Source organism: Allobosea sp. 05L423 (assembly GCF_056397745.1).
This window is the reverse complement of sequence record NZ_JBFTOA010000004.1, coordinates 114,683-134,368: the sequence shown is the minus strand read 5'-3', so window position 1 is coordinate 134,368 and position 19,686 is coordinate 114,683. Positions and strand designations below refer to the sequence as shown.

The following is a 19,686-nucleotide window of genomic DNA, read 5'->3' as shown; positions in this document are numbered from 1 at the left end:
GGATATTATGGACAGGCGTGAATTTCTTGGCGGCACGGCCGCCCTTGCGGGCGCGACCGCACTCCCCGGCATCGCCCGGGCGCAGAGCACGGAGCTTTCGTTCTTCTATCCGGTCGCCGTCGGCGGGCCGATCACCAAGCTGATCGACAACTACGCCGCCGGCTTCGAGAAGGAGAACCCCTCGGTCAAGCTGAAGCCGATCTATGCCGGCACCTATCAGGAAACCATCGTCAAGGCGCTGACCGCGCATAAGAGCGGCACGCCGCCGGTGCTCTCGGTGCTGCTCTCGACCGACATGTTCACCCTGATCGACGAAGAGGCGATCGTGCCCTTCGACGACTTCATCAAGACCGACGAGGACAAGAAGTGGCTCGCCAGCTTCTTCCCCGGCTTCATGGAGAACAGCCAGACCGGCGGCAAGACCTGGGGCATCCCGTTCCAGCGCTCCACCGTGGTGCTCTACTGGAACAAGGAGCTGTTCAAGGAAGCCGGCCTCGATCCCGAGAAGCCGCCGAAGACCTGGGCCGAGCAGCTCGAATTCGCGCAGAAACTGACCAAGCGCGACGCCGCCGGCAACGTCACCCAATGGGGCATCCAGATCCCCTCCTCCGGCTTCCCCTATTGGCTGTTCCAGGGGCTATCGACGCAGGCCGGTGCGATCCTCGCCAATCCGGCGGGCGACAAGACCGATTACGCCAACCCGGGCGTGGTCGAGGCGCTGCAATACTGGGTCGACCTCGCGCAGAAGCATAAGGTCCACCCGCCTGGCATCGTCGAATGGGGCACCACGCCGCGCGACTTCTTCGAGAAGAAGGTCGCGATGATGTGGACCACCACCGGCAACCTCACCAATGTCCGTGCCAACGCCAAGTTCCCCTTCGGCGTCGCGGTGCTGCCCGCCGGCAAGAAGCCGGGCAGCCCGACCGGCGGCGGCAACTTCTATCTCTCGAAGAAGGCGACCAAGGCCGAGCAGGAAGCTGCCTTCAAGTTCGTGCGCTGGATCACCACGCCCGAGCGCGCGGCGCAGTGGAGCGCGGATACCGGCTATGTCGCGGTGACGCCGGCCTCCTACGAGACCGAAGCGATGAAGAAATACGTCGCCGACTTCCCGCAGGCGCTGGTCGCGCGCGACCAGTTGCCGAGCGCAGTGGCCGAGCTCTCGACCCATGAGAACCAGCGCGTCACCAAGGCGCTGAACGATGGTCTGCAGGCGGCGCTGACCGGCACCAAGACGCCGCAGAAGGCGATGGAAGATGCGCAGGCCGAGGCCGAGCGCATCCTCAAGCCCTACCGGTAGAGTATGTCGATGAAGTTCAGCCGTCATTGCGAGCGCAGCGAAGCAATCCATGGGACCGTCGAGCCCTGCCGTCCCTGGATTGCGTCGTCGCTCGCACTCCTCGCAATGACGGGGCGGTAAGCCGATGACGAACCGCGCGACCGCAACGATCCATGGCTGGCTGCTCCTGCTGCCGGCCATGGCGTGCCTGGCCCTGTTCACGCATTGGCCCGCGGTCGCGAGCTTCATCGAGAGCTTCTACTCGACACCGAAGGCGCGCCGCCCGGCGCGTTTCGTCGGGCTCGAAAACTATCAGCAGATGCTGGGCGACCCGATCTTCTGGAAGGCGCTGAGCAACAACTTCTGGTTCGCGCTCGGCACCATCCCGACCTCGATCGCGCTGGCGCTGCTGATGGCGGTCTGGGTCAATGACAGGATTGCGGGGCGAACACTCGTCCGCATGGCCTTTTTCACGCCGACGATCCTGCCGATGATCGCGGTCGCCAATATCTGGCTGTTCTTCTACACGCCGCAATACGGCCTGCTCGAGCAGGTCATCGGCCTGTTCGGCGGTCGCTCGACCAACTGGCTGGGATCGCAGGACACGGCGCTCTACGCCATCACCATCGTCGCGATCTGGAAGGAAGCCGGCTTCTTCATGATCTTCTACCTCGCGGCGCTGCAGGCGATCCCGCCCAGCCTCGGTGAGGCCGCGGCGATCGAGGGCGCCTCGCGCTGGACCTTCTTCCGGCGCATCCAGTTCCCGCTGCTGATGCCGACGACGCTGTTCGTACTGATCAACGCCGTGATCAACGCCTTCCGCATGGTCGACCATATCGTGGTGATGACGCGCGGCGGCCCGGACAACGCGACCACCCTGCTGCTCTATTACATCTACCAGGTCGGCTTCGGCTTCTGGGATACGGCCTATGCCGCGACGCTGACCTGCGTGCTCCTGGTGCTGCTCGCGCTGGTGGCCTTCGTCCAGTACGGCTGGCTCGAACGCAGGACGCACTATCAATGAGCGCCCCGACGCGCACAGACCCTTACGCGCCCAAAGGCTTCTCGCTCACGCTGGAATCCATCGGCGCGATCCTGCTCGCCCTCATCTGGGTGCTGCCGCTGGCCTATGCCGTCTGGGCGGCGTTCCACCCGGCCGAATACACGACGCGCTTCGTGCTGACCGCGCCGCTGACGCTGGACAATTTCACGCGGGCCTGGGCCGCGGCGCCCTTCGCCCGCTATTTCCTCAACACCTTCATCCTCGTGACCATGATCCTCGCCTTCCAGCTCGTGCTGGGGACGCTCGCGGCCTATGCGCTGGCACGGCAGGATTTCTGGGGCCGTGACATCGCCTTCGTGCTGATCCTGGCGCAGCTGATGATCATGCCGGACGCGCTGATCGTCGAGAACTACCGCACGCTGGCCAAGGTCAACCTGATCGACACGATCCCGGCGATCGCCCTGCCCTACATCGCCTCGGCCTTCGGCATCTTCCTGCTGCGGCAGACCTTCAAGACCGTGCCGAAGGAACTCGACGACGCCGCCCGCGTCGAGGGAGCGAGCCCGCTGCAGGTGCTGATGCGGGTCTATGTCCCGCTCGCGAAGCCGACCTACATCGCCTATGGCCTCGTTTCGGTCAGCTACCACTGGAACAACTTCCTCTGGCCGCTGCTCGTCACCAACTCGGTCGAGTCGCGGCCGCTGACGGTGGGCCTCCAGGTCTTCTCCTCGGCCGACCAGGGCATCGACTGGGCGGTGATCTGCGCGGCGACGCTGATGACCTCGGCACCGCTCCTCGTCGGTTTCCTTCTGTTCCAGCGCCAGTTCGTGCAGAGCTTCATGCGCGCAGGCATCAAGTAGGGTCGAGGCCGGCTCAATGAAGCTGATCACCTGGAACATCCAGTGGGCACGCGGCGTCGACGAACGCGTCGATCCGCGCCGCATCATCGACCACGCCAGGCAGATGGCCGATTTCGACGTGCTCTGCCTGCAGGAAGTCGCGGCCAACTTCCCCGATCTCGACGGCAACGACCGCACCGACCAGTTCGCCCTGTTCAGCGAGTTGCTGCCGGGCTTCACCGCCATCGAGGCGATCGGGGTCGACGTCTCCGACAGCCAGGGCGGGCGCAAGCGCTTCGGCAACCTGCTGCTGACCCGGCTGCCGGTGGCGCAGGCGCTGCGCCACACCCTGCCCTGGGAAGCGGCGGCGACGCGCAACATGCCGCGCGTGCTGGTTGAGGCCATGGTCGAGACGCCCTTCGGCCCGATCCGGCTGATGACGACGCATCTGGAATATTCCTCGCCCATCCTGCGCGCCGCGCAGGTCGAGGGCATTCGGCAGATTCATCGCATGGCCGCCGCACGGCAAGCGACGCCTCGCCAGCCCGGTCCCCACACCTATGCGCCGACGCCGAACGCTGCGAGCGCGATCCTGACGGGCGACTTCAACATGCGGCCGGACGACGCCGGGCTGGCGCAGCTACTCGCGCCGTTCGACGGGAATGTGCCGCCGTTGGTCGATCTATGGCCGGTGCTGCAGGGCGATGCGCCGCATCCGCCCTCGGCCTTCATCTGCGATCAGACCTATGGTCCGCCCGGCTGCCTCGACTATGTGCTGGCGACGCCGGATCTTGCCGAGCGGGCACGCGCCATCGTCTACGACATCGAGACGCGAGCCTCCGACCACCAGCCCATCCTGGTCGAGTTCGACCTCGGATGATCTTCACCCGGCAGGACCATGACCGGCTCGACGCCATCCTGAGCGAGGCGGCCCGCCGCGAGGTGATGCCGCGCTTCCGGCTCCTCGCCGATAGCGATATCCGCGAGAAACAGGCACCGGGCGATCTGGTTACGGAAGCCGACGAGGCCGCCGAGCGCTTCATCTGCGCCGAGCTGGCGAAGGCCTTTCCGGGTGCCGCGCTGATCGGAGAGGAGGCCGTGACGCGCGAGCCCGCGCTGCTCGGCCAATTGGGCGATGCCGATCTCGCCTTCGTCATCGATCCGATCGACGGCACGCTCAACTATGCCTGCGACCTGTCGCTCTTCGCAGTGATGGCAGCCGTCATCGCCAGGGGCGAGATCGTCGCCTCCGTGATCCACGATCCCGTTGCCGGAGACAGCGCCATGGCGCTACGCGGCGAAGGCGCCTGGCTTCGTCGCGCCGATGGCTCCAGCCGCGACCTGCGCGTCGCCCCGGCCGTCGCGACGCGCCACATGAACGGCATGGCGAGCTGGCAGTATTTCCCGGAGCCGCTGCGCAGCACGCTTCCAGGTCGCTTTCCGGCCTTCCTCGAAGTCGGCTCGCTGCGCTGCTGCGGGCAGGAATACCGGCTGGCGGCGGCAGGACGCCTGCAATTCCTGCTCTACGGCGTCCTCAACCCCTGGGACCACGCACCGGGCGTGCTGCTCTACAGCGAGGCCGGCGGCCACGCACGACTGCTCGACGGCCGCAGCTATTCCCCGGCCGAGCGCCCGGCCGGGCTGCTCTGTGCGCCCGACGCAGAAAGCTGGAAGGAAATCCGCGGGATTCTGCTCAATTGAACGGCGCCCGCCGCCCGAACCCGGACCTCTGACCGGAACCCTTCACTCCGAATCTCTCACGGCCTTGAATCCCGATCAGGCCACCGCCGCCATATCCGTCTGGACGGCGGAGACAAGACGCCTTTGCCGCAACTCGGGGTGCTCTTCGAACGGCTGGAGCGGCGTCATCCAGCGCTTCAGCGTCTGCGCCCTTGCGATGCGAGCCGAAAAAGGGTCGGCGCCGTGGACCGTCCAGGCGATGGTCTCACCGAGCTCGAGAAGAGCGAAGGCGCCGGCAGGCCCGGGCATCGTCGTGAAGCTCTCGGTAAGAGACTGCAGCGTCAGGTGCGGGATGCCGTCGACCGTGGTCAGCGTGTTCCAGTGGACATGGCCGGCGATGCAGATCACCGGCACTTTCGCCCGGGCGAGCACAGCACGGACGCGCTCGGCACCGGGATAGGTCGAGGATGCCGGATTACGCTCGAAGTAGTAGTTGCTGGTCTGGGCGTGGCCGGAGACCGGAACATGGCTCATCACGACCAGCGGCCGATCGGCGGCCTCGATGGTCGCGGCGAGCCAGATGAGGTCGGCCTCGCGCAGCACGAAGCCGCCCGGTCGGTGGATCCGCGAATCCGCGGCCCAGAGCACGAGGCGCCAGTCGCCGAGGTCGACGGTGCGATGGCCGAGCGCCTGGCCGAGGATCTCTTCGTTCTCGGCGACGCTGAGATGATCGCGATCATGGTTGCCGCAGAGATGGAAGCGCGGCGCCGCGATCGGCGCGAAGGCCTCCGCAACCTCCCGCTCCAGCCGCAGATCGGTGGCGTGATCGACGTCGGAGATGCGATCGCCGAGATCGATCACGGCGTCGGGCTGCGCATCGGCGGCGAAGCGGCGGAATTCCTCCATCAGCCGCAGGGCCGCGGTGCCGATTTTGGTGAAGCTGTTCGCACCGTGATGGATGTCGGCGACGAAGGCGAGGCGAAGGGATCGGGTCATGGCGTGGCTCGTCGAGCAGGGTCGGAAATAGGAGGCGGGAGCCGGCGATACCGGCTCCCGCAATTGCATCAGCGCGCTGCGAGCGTCGCGCGGCCGGCGCGGAAGTCGAGCACATAGGGGATGTGCCCCTGCAGCGGCCGCCAGGCGAGCGAGCGCTTCATGCCGTAGGACTCGTAGGGCTGGTAGAGCGGCAGGACCGGCGGGTCGTTCTTGATCGCCTGCATCAGCGCGGCATAGGCCTGCTTGCGCTCGGTGAGGTCGGTCGAATAGCGGAACTTGTCCCAGAGCGCGACATAGGCGTCGTCCGCCTTGAAGCGGCCTTCCGAGGCCGAGTTTCCGGTCGGTGCCCACATGATGCCAAAGGCGCCGGCGGGATCGGGGAAGTACATCGGGTTCGACCAGCCGCGGGCCATCATGGTCGGATCGGAGCCCGTCCACTGCTCGGTGACGTTGAGCTGCATCTTGACGCCCACGGCGCCCCACATCTCCTGGATCGCCTGCGCGGCGAGGAGGCCGTTGGTGTAGTAGGCCGCCTGGATGTCGTAGCGGATCGGCGCGCCGTCATAGCCGGCTTCCTTGAGCAGCGCCTTGGCCTTGGCCGGATCGTATTCGAAGGTGTTGAGCTCGGGCATGTAGAGCGGGCCGAACTGCGCGAAGCTGTGGCTCGTCGGCACCTTCGCCTTGCCGAACCAGAGCGCCTCATTCAGCGTCTTGCGGTCGATGGCGTAGGAGAGCGCCTGGCGCAGCTTCGGATTGGCCATCTTCGGATTCTGGGTGTTGAAGATGACGACGTGGAAGAGCGGCGTCTGCATGCCCTCGACCTTGAGCTTCGGATCGGCGGCGATCGGCTCGAGCTGATCCGGGGGAACATTGGTGATCAGATCGACCTCGGCGTTCTTCAGCGCCGTCAGGCGACCGGACAGCTCGGGAATGCGGGTCACCGTGACCTTCTGGAAGGGAGCCTTCTCGCCCCAGAAGCCGTCATAGCGCTCGTAGACCAGGCGCTGGTTCGGCACGAATTCGGTGATCTTGTAGGGCCCTGTGCCGACCGGCTTCAGCGCGAAAGCCTCGAAATCGGAGGCTTCGGCGACATTAGGATCGCCGGTCAGGCCCATCACGTATTTCTTCGGCACGATCATGCCCTGCTGCACGTTGAGCAGCGTCTCGAACAGCGGCTCGGGCCGGGTCGCGGTGATGCGCACGGTCTCGGCGTCGACGGCCTCGACCTTGGCCATGTTCGGCAGCGTGTCGCGCTTGCGCACGGTATAGGGCGCGAAGGTCGAGTTGATGATGCGGTCGAAGGAGAAGACCACGTCCTCGACCGTCATCGGGTCGCCGTTGTGGAAGGTCACGCCCTGGCGGATCTTCAATTCGAACACGGTCGGCGAGACCTGTTTCCAGCTCGTGGCGATGCCCGGCTGCCAAACGCTCTCGGCGCGGGTGGCGTCCTTGCCGATCAGCGGATCGAAGGCGTTGAAGTAGAACTGCGAGCCGACATTCGAGAAGTCGCGGCCGGGATCGAGCCAGGGCGCCATGTTCTGGACACCGACCTTCAGCTCCTGCGCCTGGGCGAAACTGACGAGAGGGGTCGCCGACAGCGCAGCGATCGTCAGTATTTTCAAGATCTTGAACATGTTTCTAATTCCTTTGGATGAACAGCACGAATGGCGAGCGGGCGTTCAGCGCCCGCGCAGGCGCGGATCGAGACGGTCTCGCAGCGCATCGCCGAGCAGCATGGCGACGAGGCTGACCAGCACGATCACGACAGCCGGAACGGCGACGATCCAGGGGGCGGATGCCATGTAGTCGCGCCCCTGCCCGACCATCGAGGCGAGCGTCGCCGTGGGCGGCTGGACGCCGAGACCGAGGAAGGAGAGTGCCGATTCCAGCAGGATGAGGTTCGAGAAGTTGAGGCTCGCCATCACCACGACCGGCGAGATCAGGTTCGGGATCATGTGGACGGTGGCGATGCGCCAGGGGCCGGCGCCGGCCGCTCGGGCGGCCTCGACGAAAGGCATCTCCCGCAGGCTGAGCACCTGGGCCCGGATCAGCCGAGCGAAATGGGCCCAGTAGGCGATCCCGAGCACGCAGATCAGCACCGTCACATCGGTCCCGGCGAGCGCCACGACGAAGAGCGCGACGAGGGTGAAGGGCAGCGACATCATGATGTCGACCAGGCCCATGATCAGCGCATCGGCCCAGCCGCGCAGCAGCCCCGCCGCGAGCCCGAGCGCCGCACCGATGGCGAGGCCGAGCAGGGTCCCGAAGAGCGCGAGTGAGAGAGTCAGACGCAAGCCATGGAGGCAGCGCGAGAGGAGATCGCGGCCGAGCTGGTCGGTGCCGAGCCAATGGAGCGGGTTGGCGCCGGCGATGCCGACCGGAGGCTTCAGGCGTGCGAGAAGCCGCTGCTGGTCGGGCTCGAAGGGCGAGACCAGCGGCGCCAGCGAGGCGAGCGCGACCAGGAGAAGCCCGAGCAGCGCGGCGGCTACGACCAGCGTATCGAACCTGCCTGCCCAGGCAAACCTGATCCGCAGCAGCCTGCGGGGCGGAAGCATCAACTTGGCGTCAGCGATCTCGGCCATGGCGGTCAGGCTCCGACGAGGCGCACGCGCGGATCCGACGCCGCATAAGCGAGGTCGATCGCGACGTTGACGAGGATGACCGCACTCGCGACGACGAGGACGCCGAACTGCAAAACCGGGTAGTCGCGGCGCAGCGTCGCGCCGACGAGCAGGTCCCCCACCCCGTTCCAGGCGAAGACGGTCTCGACCACGACGGCACCCGAGACCAGCGTGGTGATCTGCAGGCCAAGCACGGTGATCACCGGGATCAGCGCATTGCGCAGCCCGTGCCGCAGGACGATGGCTGGCTCGGAGAGGCCCTTGGCGCGGGCCGTGCGCATATAGTCCTCGGAGAGGACGTCGAGCATGGCGTTGCGGGTGTAGCGGGTCAGCGCAGCGACGAAATAGGCGGCCAGCGCCACGGTGGGCATCGCATAATGCAGCAGGGTGGCGGAGCCGGCGCTCGGCAGCCAGTGCAGCGTGTAGGAGAAGATGAGCAGCAGCAGGATGGCGAGGACGAAATTCGGGACCGCGTAGCCGAGAAAGGCGATGAAGAGCACACCTTGGCCGCGCGGCTGCCCACGCCAGAGCGCGGCGAGGACACCGAGCGGCACGCCGACCGCGACGGTCAGCGCCAGGGTCGCGACCAGGAGCGAGGCGCTCTGCCAGAGCCGCTCGCCGAAGATCACCGCGACCGGCCGGCGCTCCATCAGGCCGAGGCCGAAATCGCCCGAGAGCAGCGACTTCCAGAACAGCAGGTATTGTTCTGCGATGGGCCGGTCGAGGCCCCAATAGGCGATCATCTCGGCGCGGGAGGCGGCGTCGAGCCCTTCCGGCATCAGGAAGTCGATCGGATTGCCGGTCAGCCGCGTCGCCAGAAAGACGGCGGTGACGATCGCCCAGAGCGTGATCGTCATGCGCAGGAGACGGCTGCCTAGGAATACGAGCATGGCGTCCTCTGGGACGGGCTGCGGGGCGCTGCGCGGCCGCTTCAAGCGGCGGGAGCCCGAGCCTTCTGGCAGCCTTCCATGACAGGCTCATGAATATAATTTAGGTCGACGACTGTTTGACACTGAGACAATCTCAGTTCATGCCTGCCGCGATCCGAGACGGAGTTTGCAGTGCGCGCAGCGGACGATATTCGTGGCTGGCTGATCGATCTCGACGGCACATTGGTGTGCGGCGGCCGGGCGATGCCTGGCGCCAGCGCCTTCCTCGACGCCTGCGCCGGCCGTTTCGTCGTGGTTTCGAACGATGCCGAGCATACGCCGGCAGAGTTGAGGCGTGGCCTGCGGCGGATGGGGCTCGACATTCCGACTGACCGTATCGTGCTGGCGGGAGCGGTCGCGCTCGACGATATCGCCGCGCGCCGTCCCGGAGCGCGCGTGCTCATGCTGGCGAGTCGCAGCCTGATGCGCCATGCGCGCCAGCGCGGCCTCGTGCCGGTCAGGGAGCAGCCGGATGTCGTCTTTCTCGGCCGCGACCGGTGGTTCAGCCACGCGCGGCTGGCGCTGGCGGCCAATGCCGTGCGGATGGGGGCCGAGCTCGTCGTCGCCAATCCGGACCTCGTCCATCCGGGCGCCGACGGCTCGGTCGTTCCGGAAACCGGCGCGTTGCTCGCCGCGCTGCTCGCCTGCACCGGCCCCGTGAGCTACCGCCTCATCGGGAAGCCGGAGCCGACCCTGTTCGCCGCCGGCCTCGCCCTGCTCGGATTGCCCAAGCGGGCTGTCGCGATGCTCGGAGACAATCCCAGGACCGATGGCGAAGGGGCGCGCCGCTTCGGCCTGCACTATGTCGAGGTCACAGACGGGGTGCTCCCGCAACTCCATATCGAGACGACTTGCCCGCACGAGCAAGACATGATCGCCTTGTCGGCATGAGCTCATCTCATCGAAAGCCGCATGCCGACGTCATGGCGGAAAGCCCCGACAAGGCGCGCAATGGCGGCAATGACGGCTTCGATGGCGTGATCGAGCGGCTGACGGCGCTGCGCGCGACGCTGCCACCGGCCGCCGCACGCATTGCGGACGTCTTCCTCAGCCATGCGGCCGATGTCGTGCACATGTCGGTGACGGAAGTGGCCGAACGCGCGGAGGCGAGCGAGGGCAGCGTGATCTCGCTCTGCCGCCAGCTCGGCGCGCGCGGCTTCCAGCAGGTCAAGATCGCGCTGGCGCGCGATCTCGTGCAGCCGGTGCAATTCATCCACGAGGATCTCGCGCGCGCCGACGACACCGGGACGGTAATCGAGAAGATCTTCGGCAGCGACCTGCAGGCGCTCCACGACACCATGAAGGTGCTCGACCGCGGCGCAATGGAGCGTGCGGTCGCCGCGATCCGTGGGGCGCGCCGGGTCGAGCTCTACGGCATCGGCAGCGCCGCCCCGATCGCGGAGGACGCCAATTACCGGCTCCTCCGCATCGGTATCGAATCCAAGGTCGTGGTGGATTCCCACGTCCAGGCGATCAGTGCCTCGCTGACCGGCCCGGACGTCGTGACGATCACGATCTCGCATTCGGGATCGACACATGAGACTGTCACCGCGACCAGGCTTGCGCGAGAAGCCGGCGCAACCACGATCTGCATCACCAACTTCGGCAAATCGCCGCTGCTCGCCTATGCCGACATCGTGCTCAACACCATGGCGCGCGAGACCCAGTTCCGCACGGAGGCGATGACGAGCCGCATCGCCCAGCTCGCCGTCATCGACGCCCTGATCGCCTGTCTTTCGCTGGCCGATTACGACAAGGCCGTCGCGACGATCGGCAAGACCTTCGACGTGCTCTCGACGAAGCGGTTCTAGTCGTCCGGGCCGGGGCCTTGCTCTCACTCGCGTCGCGGATGCCGCGATGGCATGGCGGCCGTTCTCTGAATGCACGCGGTCGTCAGGGCTCGCGCGCAACGCGGAAACCGTTGGTGTAGAAGCGCACATCGGCTTCGTATTTGAAACGGGCGGCCGAGCGCAGATAGCGCGGGTCGTTGTTGAAGGAGCCGCCGCGCAGCACGCGCTCGCGGCAGCCGGGCACCACATAGGCGCTGCCGTCGGGCGGGGCGCTGCGATAATTCTCGCTCCAGCAATCCGCGACCCATTCGGCCGCGTTGCCAGCCATGTCGTAGAGGCCGAAGGCGTTGGGCGGAAACTGGCCCGAAGCGACGGCGCTGCGGCGCGGCTGATCGTTGCAGCCCAGGCAGTTCGCGCGGTCCTTCTCCACGGTTTGGCCCCAGGGATAGGTCGTTGTCGTGCCGGCACGCGCGGCATACTCCCATTCGCTCTCGCTGGGCAGCCGATAGCGCTTCCCCGTCTTGGCCGAGAGCCAGGCGAGATAGGCGTTGGCGTCGTTCCAATGAATATCCGTGACGGGGCGCTTTCCGCGCCCGAGCCCGCGATCGTCAGGCCGATAGTTGCAGCCGCCCTCGTTCACGCAGCGATCCCATTCCTCGAGGCTCACCTCCCGCATACCGAGATAGAAGCTGCGCACCGCAACGGGGTGAACGGGCTTCTCGAACTCGTAAAGATCGTTAGAGCCCATTTGGAAGGAGCCGGGCGGTATCGCCACCAGCTCGGGGCAGTCGCTGCAATCGCGGATCGGAGCCGTCTTGGACGCTGCTGCAGCGGGCGTTGCAGTGACCGGAAGCGGAGTGGCCGAGGCTGCAGCCGCAGCCGCCCCGGGCTTGCCGCGGTAGAGCTGCTCGCGGGTGCGCGCCAGCGCCGAGAAACGGCCATTCGGATAGGCGTCGAGATAGGCGCGGTATTCGCTGGCATTCTGGCTGTTGCGGATCGATTCCCAGAAGGCGAGTTCGAAGGCGTCCGGCGAGGCGTCGGGGCCGCTCGGTGGCAGGATGACGGCGCGGTTCGCCTGCGCGACCGCAACGGGCTGGCCGACAGGCTTCACAACGAGCCCCTTCGGCGGCTCGGATGAGAGCCAGATTTGCTGGCTGCGCCGGCTCGCCCGCGCCACCGCATCGCGCACACGGACGATTGCGGCCGCCATGTCGAGACCGGGCGTGCGGATCGCCTTCAGCCATTCCTCGACCACGGGATTGCCGCGCGGCCCGGAATCCGCGACCGTCTTTCCCGGCGAGGCCGTGAACATCACGGCAACGGTCTCGAGCGGCTCGGTCGCGCGCAAGCCCCTCCCCCGCGTCTGCCAGGGATTGTCCCGGCTGGCATCGATCAGCACGAGGGCACTGGATGGCCTGGCAATGATCAGCGGGTCGATCACCTCGTCGAGATCGACCGCGTCCTGCACCGGGTTGGGCGAGATCGGCACGAGGAAGTCGCGGTCGCGCTGTTGCACGGCGTGGCCGGAATAGAAGACCACCGCCAAGGCGCTGGGGCGCAGCTTGCCGGCAAACTCGGCAATAGCCTGCCGCATCTCGGCACGGTCGCCATTTTCCACCGCGATCACCTCGAAGCCACCTTCGCGCAGAGCCGCGGCAACCGCGCGCCCCTGTGTCGGCGCCTGTGCGACGGCCGCGTCGGGGTAGGCGCCGTTGGCGATCACGAGCGCAACCCGGGCGGGCGGCGCCGCCTCCTGCGGCAGTGCAGGCATTGCCGCGAGCGCAACGAGCGGGACGGCGAGGAGGAAGGAGCGCAACCAGTCCATGCTAGCGACCATTCGTCATCGGCGGCGTCTCGGGGCGCGGGCCGCCGCAGTCTCAGCGCACATAGATCGTGATCTTCTTCGACATCACGGGCGGATCATGCGGCGTATGGTTATGGTCCCCGACCAATAATTGCAGCGTATGAGGCCCTTTCGGCAAGGTGACGACAACCTCCGTTTGACCGTTGCCAAGATGGATATTGTTGTAATCGGACGGAATCGGCTGGTCGGGCGGGCCGGGATCGGTGTCGATCAGCAGATGATGATGGCCGGTCGCCGCGTGGTCGACGCCGGCCGGTGCGACCCCCATGTTGTGCAGCCCGATCCGGACGGTGAAGCGCTCCGGCACGCGCAACCCGTCGAGGGGATAATGGAAATAGACCTGCGCGCCGGGCGGCGCCTTCTGCCGCTTCGCGGCCTGCGCCAGCGCATCAGTCGGCCAGAAGGGACCAGCCGTCGCACAAGACCAGACCGCCAGGAGGACAGCGACGCTAAGGCGCAAAACGCTCATCGACGCCTCACCGGTTTGCGGCCGCCCGGCATCACCATGACCGTGATGCGCTCCGACATGACCGGCGGATCGTGCGGCACGTGGTTCTCGTCCGCGAGCAGGAGCTGCAGCGTGTGCTTGCCGGGCGGCAAGGTGATGCGCCGCTCCGTCTGGCCACCGCCGAGATGGATGTGGTTGAGGTCGGACGGGATCGGCTCGTCGAGCGCCGGCGTCGCCACATCGACCAGCAGGTGATGGTGCCCGGTGTTCGGCTTGGCGACGCCGGCCGGTGCGACGCCCATGTTGCGTAAGCCGAAGCGGATCGTCGAGTTCGGGAAGATCGTCTCGCCATCCTTCGGATAGATGAAGTAGACGGCGGCGTCATTGGGCGAAGCTGTGCGCGGGCGCCCCGCTCCCGCTGCGGGGGCAGCGGGCGCCGCAGGGCCGGCCTGCGCGGTATCGACGACGCGCACCCGGATCCGCTCGGACATCACCGGAGGGTCATGCGGGACATGTTCGTGATCGCCCAAGAGGAGCTGCAGCGTGTGCTCGCCGGGCGGGAGCGAGAGTTCGACCTCGGTCTGGCCGCGCCCGAAATGCAGATGGTTGAAATCACTGGGGATCTCGCGGTCGAGCGCTGGAACCTCCGTGTCGACCAGCAGGTGGTGATGGCCGCCATTGGGGCTCATCGTGCCGGCGGGTGTGATGGCGATGCCCTCGATGCCGAAGCGGATCTTCGCGCGGGTCGGAATCGTGGCGCCGTCCTTGAGGTCGATGAAGAAGACCCGGGCGCCGGGAGCTGCGGCGGAGCGCGGCTTCTCGGCCGGATCGGCCGCGACCTCGACGGTGATCCGCTCCGAGACGACCGGCGGATCATGCGGCACATGGTTATGGTCGGCGAAGAGAAGCTGGAGCGTGTGCCGGCCGGGCGTCAGCGCGATCTCGGCCTCGGTCTGCCCGCCGCCGAAGTGGATGTGGTTGAAATCGCTCGGGATCGGCTGGTCGAGCGGCGGGAGCTCGGTGTCGATCAGGAGGTGATGGTGCCCGGCATAGCGCCTGGCCTGCCCGGCGGGCGCGATCTCCATGCCAGTGATCGCAAAGCGGACGGTGAACTTGCCGGGAACGCGGTCATTGTTGGTGAGGCCAACGAAGCTGAGCTTGGCGGTAGCCGGGGCCGGGCTGCGCTGCATCGCGCGCGCCTGGGCCGCAGCCTCCCCGATTGGAAGCGCGATGGCGATGGCGCATGCCAGAGCCGCCGGTACCAGGGCGGGTATGAGGCGAAGCGCCCTCGATGGCATCGACGTCCCCCATCCACGAGATGGATACAGGGAGGCTACCAGCGCGGCTGCTCTCCTTCAAGCAGAACACCTGGCACTGACGCAGCTGGAGAGGCTTTGTTCTGGAGTCCGGCCAAATCCTGCAGTAGCCTCCCCCAAGGAAGGGGACCATGATCCTCATCGCCAGACTCTGCGGGCTGATCATGCTCATGCTGACGGGCCTGGCCATGGCGGCGCCGGCTCCGGAGCGCCGCGTTGCGCTCGTCATCGGCAATTCCAGCTATCGCAACGCGCCGGCCCTGCCGAATACGGTCAACGACGCCCGCGACATGGCCGCGGCGCTGCGCAAGGTCGGATTCGAGGTGATCGACGGTGTCGATCTCGACAAGCGCGGCATGGATGCGGCGCTGACCCGCTTCGCCCGGCTGGCGCAGGACGCCGATTCCGCCATGTTCTATTTCGCCGGCCACGGCTTCCAGTTCAACGGCGAGAACTATCTCGTGCCGGTCGAGGCCAAGATCGAGGACGAGGTCGGCGTCCAGTACGAGACGACGCGGCTGAACGACGTCGTCACGGCCCTGAACTTCGCCAAAGGCGTCAAGATCATGGTGCTGGACGCCTGTCGCAACAACCCCTTCGTCAACCAGCTCGCCAAAAGGCAGGCGACACGCGGATTCTCTGTCGGCTCCGGCCTCGCTCCCGTGGCGCGGGCGCAGGGCATGGTCATCGCCTATGCGACGCAGGCCAACGACGTCGCAGCGGACGGTGCTGGCCGCAACAGCCCGTTCACGGCGGCGCTGGTGCGCGAGATCGACCAGCCGGGGTTGGAAGTGGCGACCCTGTTCCGCCGCGTCCAGAAGAGCGTCTACGACGCCACTTCCGGCCGGCAGACCCCCGAGCTCTCGCTGTCGCTGCTCGGCGACTTCTACCTCAACCGCGAGGAGACCGACGCGGATGTCTGGCAGCGCATCCGCTCCAGCGACGAGCCCGGCGTGCTCCGGGACTTCATCCAGCGCTATCCGGCGAGCTTCTTCGCCATCGATGCACGCACGCGGCTCGACCTGATCGAGCGCCGCTCGCTCGCGACGAACGAACGCGACAAGCTGGTGCGCGAGTTCGCAGAGCGCGAGCGCGCGCTACTGGAGCGGCTCGAGCGGGCCGAACAGGGACGTCAGCAGGCCGCGACCGATCTTGCCCGGCAGGAGCGCGACGATACGGTCCCGCCGCCGCCCGCGACCGGGGATAGCACGCGGGCGAAGCCGGCTCCTATCCAACCCAAGCCACCGACCGGGGACGCGGCCGAGCGCTCCCGTCTCGCCGACGAACTGGCCCGGCGCGAGAAGGAATTGGCCGCGCTCGAAACCGAGAAGCGGCGCTTGGCCGAGGAACGCCGCAATGTCGAGCAGGCGCTGGCGGCGCGGCTCGGCACTTTGGCGCCCTCGCCGCCCGATCGCTCGACGCAGCCTCAGGCCATGCCGGCCAGCGCGGCGCGCCCGGGCGAGCGCCGCGCCGAAGCTCCGGCTGCCGGGGCGCCGGCCAAGGCGAATTGCAGCGAGCTTCTGCTTCGGGCCCAGCTCGGCGAGCTGACGCCGGCAGCGCGCGAGCAGCTTCAGCAATGCCGCTGAGCGGCATGGGATCGAGTGAGGCGAGAGCCCGGCACGGGGAGGAATGAAGCTTGTCGATCGTCACGCGCCTCGGCCGCATTCTGACTCCGCTGGCGCTTCTGGCGAGTGCCGCTACCGCATGGGCACAACCGGCCCCCCCGCCCACGCCAGTGCCTTTCCCGCAGGCTCTGCAGAAGGCGGCCGACGACCTCTTCGGCAAGGCCACGCTCACCGAAGAGCAGGTCGATCTCGTCATCGACCCGCTGATCGACGCAGCCTCCGGCTCCCAATCGAGCGCCACCCGCTCGATGCAGCAGACGCTGATCGAGATCGTGCGCAAATCCTATCCGCGTTTCGCCGTGCGCGCCTTCGATAGCGAGGCACTGGCGCGCAAGCCCGTCGTGCTGGTCGGCACCTTCACCGCCGTCAACAACCAGGGGACGGCGGACGGTCCGAAGGACGCCTATCGGATCTGCCTGACGCTGGCGGATCTGAAAACGAACAGCGTCGTCTCGAAGGGCGTGGCGCGCGCTCAGATCGAGGGCGTCGACGCGACGCCGACCCCATTCTATCGCGACTCGCCGCTCTGGGCGCAGGACCAGGCCACCAACGCCTACATCAAGACCTGTCAGGGCACGAAGCTCGGCGAGGCGATCGATCCGGCCTATGTCGAACGACTGACGGCGAATGCCTTGGTCAATGACGGCATCCTTGCCTATGAAGCGCAGCATTTCCGCGAGGCGCTGGCCTATTATCGGGCTGCGCGCAAACTGCCGGGCGGCGAGCAGCACCGGGTCAGGATTGGGACCTACCTCGCCGCCAGCAAGCTCGCGCGACGCGACGACATGGTCGATGCCTTCGGCGACCTCGTCGATTACGGGCTGGGAAACAACCAGCTGATGGTGAAGCTGCTGTTCAAGCCCGGCACCACCCAGTTCATCGACGATCCGCGGATCACCGAACCCTATCCGATGTGGCTGAGCCAGATCGCGACGCATGCCCGTCAGAAGGGAGCGTGCCTGGAGATCGTCGGACACACTTCGCACACCGGGCTACCGCAGGTGAACGAGCGACTTTCGACGCTGCGCGCTCAGTTCGTCATGGATCTGCTGCTGACCGGTGCGCCGGATAACCGCAACCGCATGATCGCGACCGGGCGCGGCTTCAAGGAAAACCTCATCGGAACCGGCAAGGACGACAGCAGCGACGCGCTCGACCGGCGGGTGGAATTCAAGGTGATCGGCTGCTGACGACGCCATTGCGACGTCAGATGTTCGCGAGGTTTATCCGTGCGCTCCTGCGAAGTCGTTTTCGGACTACGAACAAGATCGACAGCGCCGGAATTGAACGCTACCTCAGCTGTGGGGCGACAATCGGGGCTAAGATATGCGTGGAGCATGGATCAGATTGGCGGGCACGCTGATCCTGTTCTTTGCGCGCTTCCTGACTGCCGTCCGCGGACGGTGGGCAGGCGCGGCCCCAGCTGCCGAGCAGCGGATCTATTACGCCAATCATGCAAGCCACGGCGATTTCGTTCTGATCTGGACCGTTTTGCCGCGCCGCATGCGATTTGAGACCAGGCCAGTGGCAGGGAGCGATTACTGGCTGAAGAGCCGCATGAGGCGTTTCATCGGTTGCGACGTCTTCAACGCCGTTCTGATCGATCGCGATCGCGCGAGCCGCACAAGTGACCCGATCGTCCAGATGACGGAAGCGTTGGATGCCGGCTCGTCCCTCATCGTCTTCCCGGAAGGCACGCGCAACACCACGGAGGCCCCGCTCCTGCCGTTCAAGAGCGGGCTGTTTCACCTTGCGAAGGCGCGGCCGAACGTCGTCCTCGTGCCAGCCTGGATCGACAATCTCAACCGGGTCATGCCCAAGGGCGAGTTCGTGCCGATCCCGCTGATCTGCACGGTTACATTCGGCGCACCACTTCGTCTTGCCGATGCGGAGACTAAGCAGGATTTCCTGGCCAGGGCGGAGGCGGCCCTGCTCGCCCTGTCACCGAAGGCGAACGCGTCATGACCATGCCGCATCCCGATCTGGTGGCCGTGCTCGCCGGCATCCTCGGCGTCCTGGTCCTCGCCTCCACCATCGGCTTCGTGCTGCAGCGCAAGCTCTCGCCCGATGGCTCCAACGCCGTGGTCGAGAACCTGAACGACCGCATCCGGGCCTGGTGGGTCATGGTCGTGCTGATGGGGCTGGCGCTGGTCGGCGGCAAGACCGGCGTGACGCTGCTCTTCGCCTTCTGCTCCTTCGCGGCCCTGCGCGAGTTCATCACGCTGATCGATACGCGCCGGGCCGACCACTGGGCGCTGGCGGCCGCCTTCTTCGTCGTGCTGCCGGTGCAGTACTACCTGATCTGGATCGAGTGGTACGGCCTCTATTCGATCTTCATCCCGGTCTACGCCTTCCTGCTGATGCCGATCATCGCGGCGCTGCGCGGCGACACCGACCATTTCCTCGTGCGCATCGCGGAAGTGCAGTGGGCGCTGATGATCTGCGTCTTCAGCACCTCGCATGTGCCGGCGCTGCTGAGCCTCGATATCGCCGGTTATCAGGGACGCAACGTCCTGCTGATCGCCTTCCTCGTCATCGTCGTGCAGATCAGCGACGTCCTGCAATATGTCTGGGGCAAGCTCCTCGGCCGCACCAAGATCGCGCCGAGGCTCTCGCCCTCGAAGACGGTCGAGGGGTTCGTCGGCGGCGCGCTCAGCGCCACCGCCGTCGGTGCCGGCCTGTCCTGGATGACGCCGTTCACGCCGCTCCAGGCCGCCTTCCTCTCGCTGGTCATCGTCCTCCTCGGCTTCTGCGGCGGGCTCGTCATGTCCGCGATCAAGCGCGATCGCGGCGTCAAGGATTGGGGGCATCTGATCGCCGGCCATGGCGGCTTCATCGACCGGCTCGACTCGGTCGTGTTCTCGGCCCCGATCTTCTTCCATCTGGTCCGCTACGGATGGTCGGCCGTATGATCCGGCCGCTCGCACGCCTGATGCGCAGCAGCGTCGTCCATGTCGCCTTCGCCTTCCTCGCCATGGGGAGCTGGGCGACATTCGCCAACCGCGCCCATCCGATGCCGGCGCCGCTTCAGGCCGGGCTGATCCAGGGGGCGATCTCGGCCACGATCACGCTGATCCTGAAGCGCTCGATCGAATATCTCGCCAGTCGTTTTACCGGCCTCGCCGCGCTTCTGGCGCCGCCCGCGATCGCCGGGCTCGTCTCCGTAAGCGTGCTGACCGTCATCCACACGATCGGCGGCACGCCGGAAATCGGCAGGACGATCGCCGTCCCCCTCACCGTCGCGACCAGCTATGCGGCTCTCTACAATCTCTCGCTCTGGCGGAGCAGGAAGGCCTGAA

The 19,686-nt window shown here is 66.7% G+C and carries 19 protein-coding genes; 12 read left to right on the top strand and 7 right to left on the bottom strand.

Annotated elements, in window-relative coordinates:
* Positions 1 to 7 precede the first annotated feature (7 nt).
* The 5 genes from AC1DNE_RS13195 (at position 8) to AC1DNE_RS13175 (ending at position 4,819) form a co-directional block, all read left to right on the top strand.
* On the top strand, positions 8 to 1,297 hold the full coding sequence (locus AC1DNE_RS13195) for an ABC transporter substrate-binding protein (RefSeq protein WP_441470236.1): 1,290 nt from the start codon (positions 8 to 10) through the stop codon (positions 1,295 to 1,297).
* A 124-nt stretch (positions 1,298 to 1,421) separates the two neighbouring features.
* Positions 1,422 to 2,300 (top strand): carbohydrate ABC transporter permease, encoded by an 879-nt coding sequence (locus tag AC1DNE_RS13190; RefSeq protein WP_441470237.1) that lies wholly within the window; start codon positions 1,422 to 1,424, stop codon positions 2,298 to 2,300.
* Entirely contained in the window at positions 2,297 to 3,139 is an 843-nt protein-coding gene (locus AC1DNE_RS13185; protein WP_441470238.1) for a carbohydrate ABC transporter permease, read from the top strand. The genes AC1DNE_RS13190 and AC1DNE_RS13185 overlap by 4 nt, the downstream gene beginning before the upstream one ends.
* A 16-nt stretch (positions 3,140 to 3,155) precedes the next feature.
* The gene (locus tag AC1DNE_RS13180) at positions 3,156 to 3,998 is read left to right on the top strand and encodes an endonuclease/exonuclease/phosphatase family protein (RefSeq protein WP_441470239.1); all 843 of its coding nucleotides are present in this window, start codon (positions 3,156 to 3,158) and stop codon (positions 3,996 to 3,998) included.
* Positions 3,995 to 4,819 carry an inositol monophosphatase family protein gene (locus AC1DNE_RS13175; protein ID WP_441470240.1) on the top strand — a complete coding sequence of 275 codons (825 nt, stop codon included), beginning with the start codon at positions 3,995 to 3,997 and terminating at the stop codon, positions 4,817 to 4,819. Before AC1DNE_RS13180 ends, AC1DNE_RS13175 begins: the two co-directional genes overlap by 4 nt.
* 75 nt (positions 4,820 to 4,894) lie before the next feature.
* Here the strand turns inward: AC1DNE_RS13175 and AC1DNE_RS13170 are convergent, their stop codons facing one another.
* From AC1DNE_RS13170 to AC1DNE_RS13155, 4 genes are all read right to left on the bottom strand, one after another.
* Positions 4,895 to 5,794, bottom strand: coding sequence for a metallophosphoesterase family protein (locus tag AC1DNE_RS13170; protein ID WP_441470241.1), 900 nt, complete (start codon positions 5,792 to 5,794; stop codon positions 4,895 to 4,897).
* Positions 5,795 to 5,862: 68 nt separating this feature from the next.
* Positions 5,863 to 7,428: an ABC transporter substrate-binding protein gene (locus AC1DNE_RS13165; RefSeq protein ID WP_441470242.1), complete on the bottom strand. Its 1,566-nt coding sequence runs from the start codon at positions 7,426 to 7,428 to the stop codon at positions 5,863 to 5,865.
* A gap of 45 nt (positions 7,429 to 7,473) precedes the next feature.
* Positions 7,474 to 8,376: an ABC transporter permease gene (locus AC1DNE_RS13160; protein WP_441470243.1), complete on the bottom strand. Its 903-nt coding sequence runs from the start codon at positions 8,374 to 8,376 to the stop codon at positions 7,474 to 7,476.
* Positions 8,377 to 8,381: 5 nt separating this feature from the next.
* Positions 8,382 to 9,305, bottom strand: coding sequence for an ABC transporter permease (locus tag AC1DNE_RS13155; RefSeq protein WP_441470244.1), 924 nt, complete (start codon positions 9,303 to 9,305; stop codon positions 8,382 to 8,384).
* Between the two features lie 171 nt (positions 9,306 to 9,476).
* On the opposite strand from AC1DNE_RS13155, the gene AC1DNE_RS13150 reads away from it, so the two are divergent.
* Both AC1DNE_RS13150 and AC1DNE_RS13145 read left to right on the top strand, forming a co-directional pair.
* Complete coding sequence (locus AC1DNE_RS13150) at positions 9,477 to 10,235, top strand: HAD-IIA family hydrolase (RefSeq protein WP_441470245.1); 759 nt, start codon at positions 9,477 to 9,479, stop codon at positions 10,233 to 10,235.
* Positions 10,232 to 11,155 carry a MurR/RpiR family transcriptional regulator gene (locus tag AC1DNE_RS13145; protein ID WP_441470246.1) on the top strand — a complete coding sequence of 308 codons (924 nt, stop codon included), beginning with the start codon at positions 10,232 to 10,234 and terminating at the stop codon, positions 11,153 to 11,155. Before AC1DNE_RS13150 ends, AC1DNE_RS13145 begins: the two co-directional genes overlap by 4 nt.
* Positions 11,156 to 11,237: 82 nt before the next feature.
* On the opposite strand, the gene AC1DNE_RS13140 is transcribed toward AC1DNE_RS13145, so the two are convergent.
* Genes AC1DNE_RS13140 through AC1DNE_RS13130 form a run of 3 tightly spaced genes read right to left on the bottom strand, consistent with a single transcriptional unit; the run spans position 11,238 to position 14,636 of the window.
* Positions 11,238 to 12,959: an SUMF1/EgtB/PvdO family nonheme iron enzyme gene (locus tag AC1DNE_RS13140; protein WP_476841086.1), complete on the bottom strand. Its 1,722-nt coding sequence runs from the start codon at positions 12,957 to 12,959 to the stop codon at positions 11,238 to 11,240.
* 52 nt (positions 12,960 to 13,011) lie between these two features.
* Positions 13,012 to 13,467 (bottom strand): DUF4399 domain-containing protein, encoded by a 456-nt coding sequence (locus AC1DNE_RS13135; protein WP_441470248.1) that lies wholly within the window; start codon positions 13,465 to 13,467, stop codon positions 13,012 to 13,014.
* Complete coding sequence (locus AC1DNE_RS13130; protein ID WP_476766044.1) at positions 13,464 to 14,636, bottom strand: DUF4399 domain-containing protein; 1,173 nt, start codon at positions 14,634 to 14,636, stop codon at positions 13,464 to 13,466. The genes AC1DNE_RS13135 and AC1DNE_RS13130 overlap by 4 nt, the downstream gene beginning before the upstream one ends.
* A gap of 257 nt (positions 14,637 to 14,893) precedes the next feature.
* On the opposite strand from AC1DNE_RS13130, the gene AC1DNE_RS13125 reads away from it, so the two are divergent.
* From AC1DNE_RS13125 to AC1DNE_RS13105, 5 genes are all read left to right on the top strand, one after another.
* Positions 14,894 to 16,348 (top strand): caspase family protein, encoded by a 1,455-nt coding sequence (locus AC1DNE_RS13125; RefSeq protein WP_476766043.1) that lies wholly within the window; start codon positions 14,894 to 14,896, stop codon positions 16,346 to 16,348.
* Positions 16,349 to 16,398: 50 nt separating this feature from the next.
* Positions 16,399 to 17,577 (top strand): OmpA family protein, encoded by a 1,179-nt coding sequence (locus AC1DNE_RS13120; RefSeq protein ID WP_441470251.1) that lies wholly within the window; start codon positions 16,399 to 16,401, stop codon positions 17,575 to 17,577.
* 136 nt (positions 17,578 to 17,713) lie between these two features.
* On the top strand, positions 17,714 to 18,352 hold the full coding sequence (locus AC1DNE_RS13115) for a lysophospholipid acyltransferase family protein (RefSeq protein WP_476766042.1): 639 nt from the start codon (positions 17,714 to 17,716) through the stop codon (positions 18,350 to 18,352).
* On the top strand, positions 18,349 to 19,299 hold the full coding sequence (locus AC1DNE_RS13110) for a phosphatidate cytidylyltransferase (protein WP_476803767.1): 951 nt from the start codon (positions 18,349 to 18,351) through the stop codon (positions 19,297 to 19,299). Before AC1DNE_RS13115 ends, AC1DNE_RS13110 begins: the two co-directional genes overlap by 4 nt.
* Entirely contained in the window at positions 19,284 to 19,685 is a 402-nt protein-coding gene (locus AC1DNE_RS13105) for a hypothetical protein (protein WP_441470253.1), read from the top strand. Before AC1DNE_RS13110 ends, AC1DNE_RS13105 begins: the two co-directional genes overlap by 16 nt.
* Position 19,686 lies beyond the last annotated feature (1 nt).